The organism is Roseitalea sp., assembly GCF_984466335.1.
Genome location: NZ_CFIFWG010000027.1, coordinates 9597 through 23052, shown reverse-complemented (window position 1 = coordinate 23052; position 13456 = coordinate 9597). Strand labels below are relative to the sequence as shown.

Below are 13456 nucleotides of genomic sequence, written 5' to 3'. Positions count from 1 at the left end.
GGCTCGACAAATATGTCGCGCACCTGAAGACGTCGTTCGGCGAGATCGGCGACCTGCGGCTGACGGTGATGGCCGGCATCATGATCATGGACGAGCTTGCGGAGATGCAAGTGCGCGTCACGGGCCTGGAGACCGAGCTCGAAGGGGTCCGCAGGACGCGCGACGATGCGCTGGGCAAGGCCGGCAGGATCGAAGCGATGCTGGCCGAACGGCTGGGCGCGCTCGCAGACAAGATCGAAACGATCGCCGCCAAGGTGTCTTGAGGCGCAAGGTTCGTGTTCGCGCTCGACAGAGCGCGCGGCGCCGGGCGGCCCTTCGGCGACAGGCTTGGCAGCAATTGCAGCGAAACCGGTTCCCACCTTCGCTGCAATTGCTCTATACAGGTCGCGCCGACTGCGCTTTGCGGCAGGAGACAATTCCCCGGGGCCTTACGCATCCTAAGGGAGCTGGCGCTGACCGGGCCCGTGGGCCCGGACATCCGGCACCCACCTGCTTCGGTAGGTTCCCGGGATGCCGCGCTCCACCGACTGTCGCGGTCGGCAACCGCCACCGGCAGGGCCGGGACACACGCGCCCGGCAGGGAGAAGAATGGACCAGACCGGGGCCGACAAGGCCACCATCCGCGCCCGGACCCTGGCCCGCCGCGACGCTCTTGCCCCGCAGGCGCGCCTGCGCGCTGCCCGTGTTCTTGCACGCCACGCCGAGGCGCTCGCGCCGCGGGCGACAGCGGCCGTCTCCGCCTTCTGGCCGATCCGCTCGGAGATCGATCCCCGCCCGCTGACGGACGCGCTCGCCGCCAAAGGCGCGACCATCGCGCTGCCCGCCGTGCTCGACCGGACGACCATCGTCTTTCGCCGATACGATCCCGCCGCGCCCCTCGCGCCGGGCGGCTTCGGCACCATGGCGCCCGGTCCCGAGGCGGAAGCGATCGACCCCGACATCATGCTCCTGCCGCTCGCCGCCTTCGACGCAAGCGGCAACCGGATCGGCTATGGCGCCGGCCATTACGACCGGGCGATCGCCCGTCTGCGCGCGGCGGGACGGCGGCCCCGGCTGATCGGCCTGGCCTTCGAATGCCAGCGCGTGGCATATGTGCCCGCCGCGCCGCACGATGTGCCGCTGCACGCGGTGCTGACGGAAAACGGCTTGCAGGATTTCGCGCGGCGGCGTTAGAGGCAATCCCATGAGATTGCTTTTTCTGGGGGACATGGTGGGCCGCTCCGGGCGGACCGTCGTCTTCGACCGTCTGCCGGGCCTGATCGCCGACCACGCCGTCGACTTCGTCATCGTCAATGGCGAGAACGCGGCCGGCGGCTTCGGCGTGACCGAGCAGATCCTGACCGACACGCTCGACGCCGGCGCCGACGTGATGACCACCGGCAACCATGTCTGGGACCAGCGCGAGGCGCTCGTCTTCGCCGACCGCCAGCCGCGCTTTCTGCGCCCGGCCAACTATCCGGGCGGCACGCCGGGCAAGGGCATGGGCGTCTTCGAGGCCCGCAACGGCGCCCGTGTCATGGTCGCCAACATCATGGGCCGGGTGTTCATGGCGCCCGACCTGGACGATCCGTTCGCCGCCGCCGCGCGCCAGCTCGAAGACGGCGGGCTGGGCCGCGACTTCGATTGCGTGATCTTCGACTTCCACGCCGAGGCGACGTCCGAGAAGGTCTGCTTTGCCCATTTCGTCGACGGCCGGGCGAGCCTTGTGGCCGGAACCCATACCCACACGCCGACCGCCGACCACATGATCCTCGACGGCGGCACCGGCTACATCTCGGACGTGGGCATGTGCGGCGATTACGGCCATTCGCTGGGCATGGACAAGGAGGAGCCGCTCAACCGCTTCCTGACCAAGGTGCCAAGGGGGCGCTTCGAGGCGGCGACCGGTCCCGGCACGCTGTGCGGCGTCGCGGCCGACATCAGCGACCGGACCGGCCTGTGCGAGAGGATCGCGCCCGTGCGCATCGGACCGCGGCTCGCCGAAACGATGCCCGACTGGTGGTGAGCGGATGCCCGTTCGCGCATCCCTCAGGGCGCAGGCGGCGAAGCGAGACCGTCCCGATCCGCGATCCTGTGCGCCGGCGCGTCCAGCCGCCCATCGAACCCGGCAATCGCGCCGCTCACCCGCGCCGCGCCAAGCTCGCCGGCACCATGATCGTCGGCCGCCGCGGCAGATCGCGCACATTGACGGTGACGGTATCGCCGTCGAGGACGTCGACGGCCCAGTCCGGCCCCATCAGGGACATGAACCGGTCGATCGCATTGCCGCGCAGATGCATCGGCAGGACGACCGAGGACCTCAGGCGCGCGGTGATCTCGGCCATCCCATCATGCGCCATGGTCAGCCCGCCATCGACGGGAACCATCAGCACGTCGAGCCGGCCGATCTGCGCGAAATGATCGTCGGTCAGCCTATGGTGCAGATGGCCCAGATGGCCGATGCACAGCCCCGCCACCTCGAAGATGAAGATCGAGTTCTGGTTCGCGGTCAGCCCGCCCAAATCCCAGCGGCGAATGTCCGTGGTCACGTTGCGCACATAGACATCGCCGACCACCACGTCATGATCGGCGCCATCGGGATCGCCATCGTCCCAGCCCGGCAGCACCACCTCGATCGCAGGGTCCGGATTGAGCGTGAAATGGGTCGAATGCGCCCTGTTCATGGTGATCACGCGCGGCGTCGGCGTGTGGCCGTAGACGCCGGAAAAGTCGGTCGCGATCGTCACGCCGGCCGGCGTGACGATGCGGTAGGTGGAATGGCCGGCGAACGTGATCGTCACGTCGCCGTCTACGGCGAGGGGGCTGGCGGGCGCCGAGACGTGCACGATGCGCGGCGGCGCCTGCGCGATGGCCAGGCACTGGCTGACCGGCTGCCCCCCGTCACCGGTCTGCGCGGCGGCGGGCGCGGCGAGCAGGAAAGCGGCCGTCACTGCTGCGGCCGCGACACAGGCGAATTGAAAGCGCATCGGAACTCCCCGGAGCCGGCTTCGGATCGTTCCCTTCCAGATAGATCGCCGGCTGCGCCCGACCAGTTCAATCCGGCCTTATTGTCCCCCGCCCTTTCCTCACCATTGCAACCCGGCCTTTTCGGCCTTCTTCATCAGCGGCCCCTGCCGCCCGCGATGGTGCGCGTTGAGGTAAAGCATCGTGTCGTGGATATGCCGCTTCGACATGTTCTTGGGGTCGACACGGGCCGCCTGGTTCGCCTCGCCGACGCTTTTGCCGTCCTCCAGCGCCTTCATGAACAGATAGGCGCGCACGGTCCTGACGCCGCGGCGCGAATTCTCCTTCAGCAGCAGCCAGACCATCAATGCGACGGCGGCGACGGCGATGCCGATCTCGGTCATGGGTCCTCCCCCCGCCGGCGCTGGACGCGCGCCGGCTTTGCCCCTAAAAGCGCTGCGGATTCCCGAAACGTCAAGACAAGCGGGTCCGTCATGGCAGGTCATTCCAAGTTCAAGAACATCATGCACCGCAAGGGGCGGCAGGACGCGGCGCGCTCGAAGCTGTTTTCGCGCCTGTCCAAGGAGATCACGGTCGCCGTCAAGATGGGCGGCGGCGTCTCGGACCCGGACATGAACCCGCGCCTTCGCCTGGCCATCCAGAACGCCAGGGGCCAGTCCATGCCCAAGGACAACATCCAGCGCGCCGTCACCAAGGGCACGGGCGCCGGCGGCGAGGACTATCAGGAGATGCGCTATGAGGGCTACGGGCCGGGCGGCGTCGCCGTCATCGTCGAGGCGCTGACCGACAATCTGAACCGCTCGGCCTCCAACATCCGCGCGGCGTTCTCCAAGAATGGCGGCTCACTGGGCGAGACCGGCTCGGTCTCCTTCATGTTCGACCGGGTCGGCGAGATCGTCTACGGGTCCGAGGCGGGCGACGCCGAGGCGGTGATGGAAGCGGCCATCGAGGCGGGCGCCGAGGATGTCGAGACCGACGCGGGCGGTCACACCGTCACCTGCGCCTTCGCCGATCTGGGCAGCGTGTCCAGGGCGCTCGAAGGCGCGCTCGGCGAGGCCGAAGCGGTCAATGCGGTCTGGAAGCCGCACAACCGCACGCCCGTCGAGGAAGACAAGGCGCACACGCTGTTCAAGCTGCTCGATGCGCTGGACGAGGATGACGACGTTCAGAACGTCTATTCCAACGAGGACATTTCCGACACGGTGATGGAGCGCCTGTCGGCCTGACCGGCGCCTGCGGTCAGTCGAAGGCGAAAAGGTTCATCGCGCCCAGATGCCGGCCCGGACCGTCCGCCGGCGCGGTGCGGTCGGTGACCTGCGAGAAATGCTCGGCCGCGAACCACGACCAGTCATCGCGCCACGTCCAGCACCGGTGCCGCCTGTAAAGGTCGGCGACCTTGCGCGCATAGGCGATATCGGCCGGCAGCGTCACCGGCGGCGCCGGATCGGCGGCCAGATAGCGTTCGGCCAGCGCCATCGAGCGCGGCGTCACATAGTGCGGCATCCATTGGGTGAAGCCGATCTGCCGCCTGAGGTCGCAGACGGCGCGATGAACGAGCACGTGATCCTCATGGCCATATTCGCCCCACGGATTGTGGGTGAAGACGTTCATCGTGCCGTCAAGCAGCGGTGCCAGCGCCGCCTTCACATCGACAAAGCTTTGCTCGTAGAGCCGCCGCACCGGCGCCGGCGCGACGCTCCCGCGCCGGCACGCCGCGATCATCGCCCGGCGCTTGGCCTCGCGCAGCGCGACGGTCCGGACATCGAACGCCAGGCCGAAACGGTCCGGTTCGGGCGCGGTCCGGCTCGCCATGCCGAACGATCCCGGCTCGGGCAGCGCCGGAAAGCGCACATCGGGGTGCGGATGGTCGGCCACGGCCGCGGCGCGCTTCAGGCCCAGCGACGGATCGGCCCAATAGTCGCGATAGACGATGATGACCGTGCGCGCCTTGCGCAGCACGGCGGTGAACCACAGCAGTTCGTCGTCGGGATGGGCGCCGATGACGACGGCGTTTTCGGTGATCGTTTCGGCCATGGCCCACGGCGTCCCTGATGGCGGCCGACCATAGCGGGCGCCTTTGAACGGGCCGTTAACCGCGCACCCCGTCCAGCACAGGCATCGCAAGAACCGCCGCGCACAGAACGATCAGCAATGCGATTCGCCTGTAGGTCGCTTCGCTCGCGCGGCCGAACAGGGCGCCGCCGACCAGAAGCCCCGCCAGGTAGATGGGCGCGACGGTGATGCCGATCGAGATGGCCGGCGCCGTCAGGAGCCCGCTCAGGAAATAGCCGCCGATCGCAAACAGCTCGGCGATGAACAGATAGACGAGAAGGTTTGCGCGCACGTAGCCGGCACCGATGCGCAGCGCCATCCAGTAGAGGATCACCGGCGGGCCCGAAAGGGAGGTGGACCCGCCCAGAAAACCGGATATGCCGCCCACCCCCGCGCGCACGGGGACGGTGCGCGGCCCGCGATAGCGCCAACCGCTCCAAAGGACGAGCACGACCAGGAAGATCACCATCGACATGAACCAGCGCAACATGATCGGATCGCCGGCGGTCAGGAACCAGATGCCCAGCGGCAGCGCCAGCGCGTAACCGGCGGCCACCGGCCCGATCTCGCGCGGATCGACCTTCCTGAGCGCGGGCACCACCAGCGGCAGGATCGGCAGCGAATCGATGATCACGATGACGATCACCGCCGTCTGCGGCGAATAGGCGGCGGCCGCGACGGGGCCGACGACCATCGCCGTGCCGAAGCCCGAAAAGCCGCGCACGACCCCGGCCGTCAACACGGCGGCCATAACGGCCCACAAGGCCGAACCGGGGTCGATCGTGTACCAGTTCCATCGCGGTTTCCCCGCGCGGCTGTCGCACGGCCCGGCCGCCGGCTCAAGCGCGATTCGGGGCGCAGCGCCGTTTTCTTTTTGTTCACATGGGGCCGGTAACGGTCTAGCCTCGGACCCGAAAGAGCGCAGGACACATGATTCGCATCATCGGCATCGATCCCGGGCTCCGGCGCACCGGCTGGGGCGTCGTCGAGGCGGCGGGCAACCGGCTCGGCTTCGTCGGGGCCGGCACCGTGCGCGCCGACGTGCACGCCGATCTCGCAACGCGCCTGTGCCAGATCCACGACCGGCTCGGCGCGGTCTTGCAGACCCACGCGCCGCACGAGGCGGCCGTCGAGGCGACCTTCGTCAACAGGGACGCTACGGCGACGCTGAAGCTGGGTCAGGCGCGGGGCGTGGCCATGCTGGTCCCCGCGCGCGCCGGCCTGCCGGTCGCCGAATATGCGCCCAACGCGGTCAAGAAGGCCGTGATCGGCGTCGGCCATGGCGGCAAGGCCCAGATCGCCATGATGGTGCGCACGCTTTTGCCCAGGGCGACGTTCGACACCGAGGATGCCGCCGACGCGCTCGCCATCGCCATCTGCCACGGCCATCATCGCGACGGCGCCGCGCTGGAACGGCGGCTGGCGGCATGCTGATCCACACTCTTTGTTCTTGACTTGTTCCATTTTGGCCGCTATGTGATGCCCAACCCATGCGCGTGACCAGGAAGGGGCGGGTGACGATCCCCAGGCACATTGGCGACAAGCGCGGCATCGAGCCGGGCGGGAGCTATCGCACGGGATGGCCGGCCCGGGCGATGAAAACGGGCTTTGTGTCGGCAACGACCGCGCCGTCGCCCATCGTCTGGTCGGAACTTGGCGGACGAGGCGAGCGCACGCTCCCCGATTTTCTGATCGGCGCCCATGCCGCCATTCGCGGTTATGCCCTGCTGACGCGCCACCCGCCGGGCTTTCGCACCCATTTCCCCGACCTCGCCATCATCGCGCCGGACACGCACCCGTGATCGGCAAGCTCAGGGGCATGGTGGACGAGGTCGGCGAGGATCATGTCATCATCGACGTGCACGGTGTCGGCTATGTCGCCTTCTGCCCGGCGCGCACGCTGGCAAGCCTTGCCCCCGGCGAGGCCGCGATCCTGTTCATCGAAACCCATGTGCGCGAGGACCAGTTGCGCCTTTTCGGCTTCCAGTCGGCGCTCGAACGCGAATGGTTCCGCCTGCTGCAGGGCGTCCAGGGCGTCGGCGCCAAGGTGGCGCTGGCGGTGCTGTCCACCCTGTCGGCGGCCGATCTGGCCAATGCGATCGCGCTTCAGGACAGGGCGATGATCGCACGCGCGCCGGGCATCGGACCGAAGGTCGCCCAGCGCATCGTCACCGAACTGAAGACCAGGGCGCCCGCCTTGGCCGGCGACGCCGCAGCGGCAACGGGCCTCAAGCGGGAGTTGGGCGAGGGCGCCGCCTCCGCCCCCGTGACCGACGCGGTTTCGGCACTGGCAAATCTCGGCTATGGCCGCGATCAGGCGGCCAATGCCGTTGCCGCCGCGCTCAGACAGGCCGGCGAGAACGCCGACAGCGCGACGCTGATCCGCCAGGGCCTGAAGGAGCTGGCGCGGTGAACGGCTTTTCCTTGTCCAGTACAACCATCCTTACTACACTGAAAAAGTAAGGAGAAACCGATGATCCGCGAAGAAGCCACGATGACATCGAAGGGCCAGGTGACCGTGCCCAAGGCAGTCCGTGACAAGCTGGGCCTCAAGCAAGGTGACACGATCGTCTACACCGTGACAGGGGGTGGAGTGGTTCTCACACCGAAATCCATCGATTTCGTCGATCTTGCAGGCTATCTCGGTGAGCCGCCAAACGGTCCTGCCGGACTTGCGCAGATCGACGAAACAATCGCCCGCCATGGGGGGCAAAACGCGGCGACCGATGACATCAAGACCAAAGAAGGCGCGGCTTGAGACGAGTCTGTATCGATACCAATGTTCTGCTGCGCCTGCTCGTTGACGGCGATCCGCTGCAACGGGAAGCCGTTGTGCGATTTGGCCGGCGACTGAACACGGAAGTGATGGGCCAGATCACAATTGTCAGCCTGCTCGAAATCGATTGGGCCTTGCGGTCTCAATACGGCTATTCGCGGCGCGCGTCGATGGATGCGATCCAGCGTATCTTGCGCATCCGAGGCGTTACGATTGAAAATCACGACATCGTGGTTCGGGCGATAAGACTGGTTTGCGATCGAAATGCCGATTTCGCCGATGCCTTGATTGCCGGGCTTGCTGAAACAATGGATTGCGAAGCGACGGTCACCCTCGACAGGCGTGCTGCCAAGACCGTATCCGGCATGGAACCGCTGCAATGACCGAGCCGGCCCGCCTGATCGCCGCCGACAGGCGCGACGAGGACGCCGACACCTCGCTGCGGCCGCGCACGCTCGACGATTTCACCGGCCAGGCGGCCGCCCGTTCCAATCTGAAAGTCTTCATCGAGGCGGCGAAGAAGCGCGGCGAGGCGCTCGACCATGTGCTGTTCGTCGGCCCGCCGGGCCTGGGCAAGACGACGCTGGCCCAGATCATGGCGCACGAGCTGGGCGTCGGTTTCCGCGCCACCTCCGGCCCGGTGATCGCCAAGGCGGGGGATCTCGCCGCGCTTCTGACCAATCTCGAAGAGCGCGATGTGCTGTTCATCGACGAGATCCACCGGCTCAACCCGGCCGTCGAGGAGATCCTCTATCCGGCCATGGAGGATTTCCAGCTCGACCTGATCATCGGCGAGGGGCCGGCGGCGCGCTCGGTCAAGATCGATCTGGCCCAATTCACCCTGGTCGCCGCGACGACCCGCCTCGGCCTTCTGACGACGCCGCTGCGCGACCGGTTCGGCATCCCGGTCCGGCTCGGTTTCTACACCGTCGAGGAACTGGAGACGATCGTTGCGCGCGGTGCCCGCATCATGGGCCTGCCGATGGGCGACGACGGCGCCCGCGAGATCGCCGCGCGCGCGCGGGGCACGCCACGCATCGCCGGCCGGCTTTTGCGCCGCGTGCGCGATTTCGCCGACGTTGCGGGCAGCGTCCGGGTCGACCGCACCGTCGCCGACCGCGCCCTGTCGCGACTCGAAGTGGATTCCATCGGCCTTGATGAACTCGACCGGCGCTATCTGGACCAGATCGCGCGCAATTTCGGCGGCGGCCCGGTCGGCATTGAGACGATCGCTGCGGCCCTGTCCGAGCCGCGTGACGCCATCGAGGACATCATCGAGCCGTACCTGATCCAGCAGGGCTTCATCCAGCGCACCCCGCGCGGCCGCATCCTGACCGCCAATGCCTGGGGCCATCTGGGCCTGACAGCCCCCGCCGACCTAGCCACCGTGCAGGCCGGCCTGTTCGACGAGGGGGAGTAGACGGGAGGCGCCACAACCGGGCTCGAACGACCGGGCGACAGCCCATAAAGCCGCCAACCAGTTCTGCGTCATAAGGCCGTGGCCTGGCGGCGCCATCCGCGCAGCCGGGGCCGCCTCAATCCGTCAGCGCCAGATCAGTTGATCATAGAGCGGCTCCGCCAGCGGTTCGCCGCCATAGCCCTGCACCAACCCGAACGCACCGCCGAACGACCAGACGGACCAGGCAAAGCCGCGCGCCTCGGCCTGGGCGATCATGGCGCGCATATAGGCCAGCCTGTACCGCGCCGGCACATCGAGATCGGTGCCCCATTCGCGGCCGATCATGCCGAACTCGCCCAGAAGGATGCGCGCGCGGGCGATGCCGTGGGCATCGGCCCAGGCGGCGACGGTGTCAAAGGGCGGCGCGAGCAGCGCATCGGCCGGCTGGCGGCGCAGCCGGCCGGCGTGATCGTAAAGAAACGCCAGCGCCTCCCGCTCGTCCCCGCCGTCGAGCGCCGTGCGAATACGGGCCTCGTTGCCCGCGATCACGGCGGCCCACCGGGCCTCCGACACCGCGCCGGGCGGCCAGGGAATGTCGCGCAGATGACGCACACGGTGATCGACCCAGCCGGCGCCCTGATGGGTGGCGATGAACGGCTCGTAGGAATGGAACGTCCAGATCACATTGTCGTCGCCGATCACCGCCGGATCGAGCGCGGCCAGCCCGTCCGCCGAGCCCCAGCAGGCGCCGGTCAGCACCAGCGCGATATCTTCGTTGGCCGCCCGCGCCGCGCGGTGCAGTTGGGCCAGCCGATCCGCCCAGCGCGCCTGGTCGTCGCGATCACGGCAATCGAGCGTCGGCTCGTTGATCACTTCCAGCGCCACCTGCGTGGCCGGCCATGGCGCAAGATGTTCCGCCACGTCCGCGACAAGCCGGACATAGCGGTCAAACAGCGCCTCGTCATCCATCAATTGCCCGATGCCCGCATAGCCCTCGCCGCGCGGGATCGCGTGCAGGTCGACGATCGCCTTCAGCCCGTTTTCGACGATCATGGCGATGGCGGCATCGATGCCGGCAAGGATCGTCGCGTGCCGCGCCGGATCGTCATCGTGCAAAAGGAAAGCGGGCTCGACCGGCAGGCGGATCGTGTCGAACCCGGCCGCCTTCAGGCGCACGAAATCGCCCGCTGCGACATGCCGCCGCCATTCGGGAAAGGCGCCGACCACTTCGGCATCGGTCCAGCGGCCGATGTCCGGCCACGCCACCCACAGATCCATCGAGATCGACCGGCGCGCCTCGAAAATCGCCGCAGCGGCAGGCGTCGCGGCAAGGGCGAGAATGACGATCAGCGCGACGCGCAGGCTTGCAATCATGGCGGCGGACTTCCAATGAGAAGCCTGCCTTCTACCATGGAGCGCACGCCGCAATGACCGAAACCGCCCGCGATGGTAAACCCATACCGCCCACGGCGCCGCTCGACGGCCGCCTCGAAAACGGCGTTCATGGCTTTGCCGCGCGCATCTATTACGCCGACACGGACTTCTCCGGCGCGGTCTATCATGCGCGCTATCTCGAACTGCTCGAACGCGGGCGCTCGGACTATCTGCGCTGCCTCGGGGTCCGTCACACAGAGCTTGCCGGCCGGCCGGCCCCCCTCTTCTGGGTCGTGCGCCACATGGACATCGATTTTCTCGCCGCCGCCCGCATCGACGACATCGTCTCGGTGGAAACGCGTCTCGCCGAACTGCACGGGGCGCGCATCGTCATGGCCCAGACCGTCCGGCGCGGCGCACGGACCCTGATCGCCGCCCGGGTGACCGCGGCCCTGGTCTCGGATGCGGGCAAGCCGCAGCGCATGCCGCGTGAGTGGTCGGCCCTGCTCGCAACCCGGCTGTCCTAACCGATCCTTAAGGATAACAACTGATAAACGGACGCGGCGGTGCCGGCCTCGCGGTCGCCATCGTTTGACCGAATTTGTGCTCGAAAGCCTGATCACCATCGGCGGGGTCGGGCGCAGCGCATCGCATTGCCCCCGGGGAGTGAGGCCGCCGACCGCATTCAAGGACACGACATGGAAACGATACCGCTGGCCGCGCCCGCCCACGACATGTCGATCTACGGCCTGTTCATGCAGGCCGGCTGGATCGTCAAGGCGGTGATGATGGGCCTTCTGGCCGCCTCGGTCTGGAGCTGGGCCATCATCGTCGACAAGTCGGTGGCCTATGGCCGCATGCGCCGCCAGCTTGCGCGCTTCGAGGAGCACTTCTGGTCCGGCCAGTCGCTCGAAGAGCTCTACGGCACCCTGACCGACCGCCATGTCACCGGCATGGGCGCGCTGTTCGTTGCGGCCATGCGCGAATGGAAGACGTCTTTCGAGCGGGGCGCCCGCTCGCCGATCAGCCTGCAAAGCCGCATCGACAGGGCGATGGATGTCGCGCTCGGCCGCGAGATGGAACGCCTGGAAAGCCGGCTGGGCTTTCTGGCCTCGGTCGGCTCGGTGGCGGTCTATGTGGGCCTTTTCGGCACGGTGATCGGCATCATGACCTCGTTCCAGGCGATCGCCGGCTCGGAATCGACCAACCTCGCCGTCGTCGCGCCGGGCATCGCCGAGGCGCTTCTGGCGACCGCGCTCGGGCTTGTCGCGGCCATTCCGGCGCTCGTCGCCTACAACAAGCTGATCAACGAGGCCGGCAAGATCGGCGCCCGCATGGAAGCCTTCGCCGACGAGTTCTCGGCCATCCTGTCGCGGCAGATCGACGAACGCGCGGGCCAGGGCCAGCGCCAGGCCGCCCAATAGGAGCGCCCCATGTCCGGCACCGCCTCAAGCTGGGTTTCGCGCCGCAAACGCAACCGGCGCCCCGTCGTCGCCCGGCCCATCTCCGAGATCAACGTCACGCCATTCGTGGACGTGATGCTGGTGCTTCTGATCATCTTCATGGTCGCAGCACCCCTCTTGACGGTCGGCGTGCCGATCGACCTGCCCGAAAGCCGCGCCCAGCAGCTCAATTCGGACACCCAGCCGATCACCATTTCGATCACCAATGAGGGCCAGGTCTTCATCCAGGAAACCGAGATCGCCATCGACGATGTGGTGCCGCGCCTGGAAGCCATCGCCCGAACCGGCTATGACGAGCGCATCTATATCCGCGCCGACCGGGTCACCGACTATGGCGCGGTCATGGCGGTCATGGGCCGGATCAACCAGGCAGGCTACCGCAACCTCGGCCTGGTGACGCTTCAGGAACAGGACGGCTGAGGCGATGCGGGCCAGCCTTGCGACATCGACCGCGCTGCATGCGCTGGTTCTGGGCTGGGGCCTGATCGCGCTCGGCGAACCCGAGACCTTCGAGGTCGATGATGTCGAGGCGCTGCCGGTGGAGCTGGTCAGTCTGGCCGAGATCACGCAGGTGCAGCAAGGCGCGGACGAGGCGCCCTCGCTCGAACCGGCCGCACCCGAGCCGGCCACCACGCCCGAACCGGAGCCCGAGGCGGTCAATATCGGCGACAATGAGCGCGACCAGGCGACCCCCGAGACCGACGAGCAGCGGCCCGTCGAGGTCGAGGAAGCGCGCCTGCCCGAGCCGGTCGATGTCCCCGCCCCGACGCCGGCGCAAAGGCCGGAACCGGGGCCGCGGCCCGAACCTGCGCCCGAAGCGCCGGCGACGCCGGCGACCGAGCTGGCGCCAGAGCCCGAACCCGCTCGACGGGTCGCCCCCGATCCCGTGCAGGAAGCGATCGAAGCGGCAGAGCCCGCGCCCGAATTCGTGCAACTGCCGCAAGAGCTGCCGTCGCCCGCCGCACGGCCCGAACGCCCGCCGGCACAGACCGCCCAGACGCCCAACCGGCGCAACGAGGACGTGCCGCGCGAACGGGCGGCGGCCGACACGCCGGAAACGCCCGATCCGGCCGAGACCGACGCGATCGCCAACCTTTTGAACCGCGAGCGCGGCTCGGGCGGCGGCGCTGCGGCCTCCGAGCGGACAGCCTCGCTCGGCGGCGAACGCTCGACCGGTGGCACCACGCTCACCCAGAGCGAGATGGACGCGCTGCGCGCCCAGATCCAGGCCTGCTGGAACCCGCCCGCCGGGGTGATCGACGCCGCCGATCTGCGCGTGTCTGTGCAGTTCAGGCTCGACCGTTCCGGCATGGTCGAAGGCCGACCCACGGTCACCAGCAGTTCGGGCAACCGCCAGGCGGACGAGAGCGCGCGGCGCGCGGTGCTGCGCTGCGGCCTGAACGGCTTCCGCCTGCCGGCGGACAAGTA

Annotated in this window: 18 protein-coding genes, 1 other RNA gene and 1 pseudogene; 15 read left to right on the top strand and 5 right to left on the bottom strand. The window is 68.2% G+C overall.

Annotation, left to right across the window (positions count from 1 at the left end; translation table 11 throughout):
• The 4 genes from AC5E6L_RS04290 to AC5E6L_RS04275 all read left to right on the top strand — a co-directional run.
• A partial coding sequence (locus tag AC5E6L_RS04290) for a cell division protein ZapA (RefSeq protein ID WP_491771502.1) occupies nt 1-263 on the top strand: 263 nt, incomplete at its 5' end.
• A 124-nt stretch (nt 264-387) separates the two neighbouring features.
• A non-coding RNA gene (ssrS, locus tag AC5E6L_RS04285) (6S RNA) lies at nt 388-543 on the top strand.
• 45 nt (nt 544-588) lie between these two features.
• On the top strand, nt 589-1173 hold the full coding sequence (locus AC5E6L_RS04280) for a 5-formyltetrahydrofolate cyclo-ligase (RefSeq protein WP_491771500.1): 585 nt from the start codon (nt 589-591) through the stop codon (nt 1171-1173).
• Between the two features lie 10 nt (nt 1174-1183).
• A complete protein-coding gene (locus AC5E6L_RS04275; RefSeq protein ID WP_491229424.1) occupies nt 1184-2005 on the top strand; it encodes a TIGR00282 family metallophosphoesterase in 822 nt (273 codons plus the stop codon).
• 115 nt (nt 2006-2120) lie between these two features.
• On the opposite strand, the gene AC5E6L_RS04270 is transcribed toward AC5E6L_RS04275, so the two are convergent.
• Complete coding sequence (locus AC5E6L_RS04270) at nt 2121-2966, bottom strand: MBL fold metallo-hydrolase (RefSeq protein WP_491229425.1); 846 nt, start codon at nt 2964-2966, stop codon at nt 2121-2123.
• A gap of 99 nt (nt 2967-3065) precedes the next feature.
• Nucleotides 3066-3347 carry a hypothetical protein gene (locus tag AC5E6L_RS04265; protein ID WP_491229426.1) on the bottom strand — a complete coding sequence of 94 codons (282 nt, stop codon included), beginning with the start codon at nt 3345-3347 and terminating at the stop codon, nt 3066-3068.
• A gap of 90 nt (nt 3348-3437) precedes the next feature.
• Here AC5E6L_RS04265 and AC5E6L_RS04260 point away from each other — a divergent pair, with 90 nt between their 5' ends.
• Nucleotides 3438-4190, top strand: a complete 753-nt coding sequence (locus tag AC5E6L_RS04260) for a YebC/PmpR family DNA-binding transcriptional regulator (RefSeq protein WP_491771497.1) — start codon at nt 3438-3440, stop codon at nt 4188-4190.
• Nucleotides 4191-4203: 13 nt separating this feature from the next.
• On the opposite strand, the gene AC5E6L_RS04255 is transcribed toward AC5E6L_RS04260, so the two are convergent.
• Nucleotides 4204-4998: a PIG-L family deacetylase gene (locus AC5E6L_RS04255; RefSeq protein WP_491230692.1), complete on the bottom strand. Its 795-nt coding sequence runs from the start codon at nt 4996-4998 to the stop codon at nt 4204-4206.
• Between the two features lie 55 nt (nt 4999-5053).
• Complete coding sequence (locus tag AC5E6L_RS04250; RefSeq protein WP_491771495.1) at nt 5054-5755, bottom strand: TSUP family transporter; 702 nt, start codon at nt 5753-5755, stop codon at nt 5054-5056.
• 191 nt (nt 5756-5946) lie between these two features.
• Here AC5E6L_RS04250 and ruvC point away from each other — a divergent pair, with 191 nt between their 5' ends.
• From ruvC to ruvB, 6 genes and pseudogenes are all read left to right on the top strand, one after another.
• Nucleotides 5947-6450 carry a crossover junction endodeoxyribonuclease RuvC gene (ruvC, locus tag AC5E6L_RS04245; protein ID WP_491230690.1) on the top strand — a complete coding sequence of 168 codons (504 nt, stop codon included), beginning with the start codon at nt 5947-5949 and terminating at the stop codon, nt 6448-6450.
• Nucleotides 6451-6656: 206 nt separating this feature from the next.
• Nucleotides 6657-6818 (top strand): annotated as a pseudogene (locus AC5E6L_RS04240) (DNA-binding protein); the annotation flags it as partial.
• Nucleotides 6815-7429: a Holliday junction branch migration protein RuvA gene (gene ruvA, locus AC5E6L_RS04235; protein ID WP_491771493.1), complete on the top strand. Its 615-nt coding sequence runs from the start codon at nt 6815-6817 to the stop codon at nt 7427-7429. The pseudogene AC5E6L_RS04240 and the gene ruvA, both read left to right, overlap by 4 nt.
• Before the next feature lie 60 nt (nt 7430-7489).
• On the top strand, nt 7490-7774 hold the full coding sequence (locus AC5E6L_RS04230; protein ID WP_491771491.1) for an AbrB/MazE/SpoVT family DNA-binding domain-containing protein: 285 nt from the start codon (nt 7490-7492) through the stop codon (nt 7772-7774).
• Entirely contained in the window at nt 7771-8175 is a 405-nt protein-coding gene (locus tag AC5E6L_RS04225) for a type II toxin-antitoxin system VapC family toxin (RefSeq protein WP_491771489.1), read from the top strand. Before AC5E6L_RS04230 ends, AC5E6L_RS04225 begins: the two co-directional genes overlap by 4 nt.
• Entirely contained in the window at nt 8172-9212 is a 1041-nt protein-coding gene (gene ruvB / locus AC5E6L_RS04220) for a Holliday junction branch migration DNA helicase RuvB (RefSeq protein ID WP_491771487.1), read from the top strand. Before AC5E6L_RS04225 ends, ruvB begins: the two co-directional genes overlap by 4 nt.
• A 123-nt stretch (nt 9213-9335) precedes the next feature.
• On the opposite strand, the gene AC5E6L_RS04215 is transcribed toward ruvB, so the two are convergent.
• Nucleotides 9336-10565, bottom strand: a complete 1230-nt coding sequence (locus tag AC5E6L_RS04215; protein ID WP_491771485.1) for a glycoside hydrolase family 5 protein — start codon at nt 10563-10565, stop codon at nt 9336-9338.
• Nucleotides 10566-10618: 53 nt separating this feature from the next.
• Between AC5E6L_RS04215 and AC5E6L_RS04210 the strand changes: the two genes are divergently transcribed.
• The 4 genes from AC5E6L_RS04210 to AC5E6L_RS04195 form a co-directional block, all read left to right on the top strand.
• Nucleotides 10619-11092, top strand: coding sequence for a YbgC/FadM family acyl-CoA thioesterase (locus AC5E6L_RS04210; protein WP_491230624.1), 474 nt, complete (start codon nt 10619-10621; stop codon nt 11090-11092).
• A 171-nt stretch (nt 11093-11263) separates the two neighbouring features.
• Nucleotides 11264-11989, top strand: a complete 726-nt coding sequence (tolQ, locus tag AC5E6L_RS04205) for a protein TolQ (protein WP_491230623.1) — start codon at nt 11264-11266, stop codon at nt 11987-11989.
• A gap of 9 nt (nt 11990-11998) precedes the next feature.
• Nucleotides 11999-12448, top strand: coding sequence for a protein TolR (gene tolR / locus AC5E6L_RS04200; RefSeq protein WP_491771482.1), 450 nt, complete (start codon nt 11999-12001; stop codon nt 12446-12448).
• 4 nt (nt 12449-12452) lie between these two features.
• A partial coding sequence (locus AC5E6L_RS04195) for a UCP034077 family protein (protein WP_491771480.1) occupies nt 12453-13456 on the top strand: 1004 nt, incomplete at its 3' end.